Source organism: Nonomuraea sp. NPDC003709, assembly GCF_040610775.1.
Taxonomy (GTDB): Bacteria; Actinomycetota; Actinomycetes; order Streptosporangiales; family Streptosporangiaceae; genus Nonomuraea; species Nonomuraea angiospora_A.
The window spans coordinates 5,553-7,440 of sequence record NZ_JBEXMW010000063.1 but is presented as its reverse complement, the minus strand read 5'-3'; the positions used below and the strand labels follow the sequence as shown (position 1 = coordinate 7,440).

Genomic DNA, 1,888 nt, shown 5'->3' with positions numbered 1-1,888 from the left:
CACTCGCCGACTGTGAGCGGGTGCTGGGCGGCGACCACCCCGACACCCTGGCATCCCGCAGCAACCTCGCCCACGCCTACCGGGCGGCGGGGGATCTGGGCCGGGCGATCCCGCTGTACGAGGCGACGCTGGCCGACTGCGAGCGGGTGCTGCGCGCCGACCACCCATTGACGCGTGCCGTCCGAGGCAACCTTGAGCGGGCTGCCGCAGAAAAGGCCGGGAGATCCGGTAGGTGGTGGAAGCGGGTGCTACCGGGGCGAGGGCGGGTGGACCGTTGATCTCATAGGGTGCCAACGGCTCTTCATTTAACGATCGTTTTTTGAAGATCTTGAAGCAGGCACCTTCAGAGCCCCGAAAGGCCTTCAAAAACTCCTTCAACAACCCCGGCGGTTCAACAACTTCGGAACACCGTTTGTTGAGAGGATGACGGGCGTGACCGACGCCCTGCAGCTACCCGCCGACCCACTGGCCGCTTTCCCCGCCCACCTCAGCGAGATCCGCATCGGCTACGCCCGCGTCTCCACCGCCGGCCAGAACCTCGAGCGACAACTCGACGCCCTCAAGGCGGCCAGCTGCCGGAAGGTTTTCGCCGACAAGAAGTCCGGCAAGACCGCCGAGCGACCCGAACTGGCGGCCTGCCACACGTTCCTGACCGAAGGCGACACCCTGGTCGTTCCATCGCTCGACCGCTACGGCCGCTCCCTGGCCGACCTCATCACCATGGTCGGCGACCTCCGCAGGCGCGAGATCGGCTTCACCTCGCTGCACGAGAACCTCGACACCACCACCCCCGGCGGCCGCCTGATCTTCCACGTCTTCGCCGCCCTGGCCGAGTTCATCCGTGAACTCATCGTCGCCGGCACCCGCGACGGCCTGGCTGCCGCCAAGGCCCGCGGCCGCACCGGCGGCCGCCCCACCGTCATCACCCCGGAGTTGCTGCGCGCAGCCCGGGACATGCTGCCCAACCCCGAGAACTCGATCACCTCGATCGCCAAGCTGCTCGGCGTCAGCCCGGGGACGCTGTACAACCACATCCCCGACCTTCGACAACTCCGCCAGGGCGGCAGCATCCCAGGAACTCCCAGATGATAGAGATCACCAGGTCGAGCGGATGAGCGTCTCTCCGGAGATGCATCACCTGGGCGCCGCCAGATTGGCCCGCACCGCCTTCGTCACATGATGATCTGCGCCCAGAATCCGCTCGCAATCGGCGAGGGTGGCCTCATACAACGGGATGGCCCGACCCAAATCCCCCGCCGACTCATAGGCGAAGGCCAGGTTGTTGCGCGAAGACAGCGTGGCGACATGGCTAGCGCCCAGCACCCGCTTCCGAGCGGCGAGGGTGGCCTCATACAACGGGATGGCCCGACCCAGATCCCCCACCGCCCGGTATGCGCTGGCCAGGTTGTTACGCGAGGTCAAGGTGTCGGGGTGGTCGGCACCCAGAATCCGCTCGCAATCGGCGAGGGTGGCCTCGCACAACGGGATGGCCCGACCCAAATCCCCCGCCGACTCATACGCGTAAGCCAGGTTGTTGCGAGAGGACAGGGTGTCGGGGTGGTCGGCACCCAGCACCCGCTCCCGATCGGCGAGGGTGGCCTCATACAACGGGATGGCCCGACCCAAATCCCCCGCCGACTCATACGCGTAAGCCAGGTTGTTGCGAGAGATCAAGGTGTGGGGGTGGTTGGCACCCAACACCCGCTCGCAGTCGGCAAGTGACTGTTCGTACAGGGGAATGGCCCGACCCAAATCCCCCGCCGACTCATACGCGTAAGCCAGGTTGTTGCGAGAGGACAGGGTGTCGGGGTGGTCGGCACCCAGCACCCGCTCCCGATCGGCGAGGGTGGCCTCATACAACGGGATGGCCCGACCCAAATCCCCCGCC

3 protein-coding genes are annotated in these 1,888 nt (G+C 66.6%); 2 read left to right on the top strand and 1 reads right to left on the bottom strand.

The features are described from left to right. Together ABZX61_RS65230 and ABZX61_RS65225 are read left to right on the top strand one after the other, a co-directional pair. On the top strand, window positions 1-278 hold a 278-nt coding region (locus tag ABZX61_RS65230), incomplete at its 5' end, for a tetratricopeptide repeat protein (protein ID WP_355213093.1). A gap of 154 nt (window positions 279-432) precedes the next feature. After that, window positions 433-1,089, top strand: a complete 657-nt coding sequence (locus ABZX61_RS65225; protein WP_355213091.1) for a recombinase family protein — start codon at window positions 433-435, stop codon at window positions 1,087-1,089. Window positions 1,090-1,134: 45 nt separating this feature from the next. Here ABZX61_RS65225 and ABZX61_RS65220 read toward each other — a convergent pair. Beyond that, the coding region (locus ABZX61_RS65220) for a tetratricopeptide repeat protein (protein WP_355213089.1) at window positions 1,135-1,888 on the bottom strand (754 nt) is incomplete at its 5' end.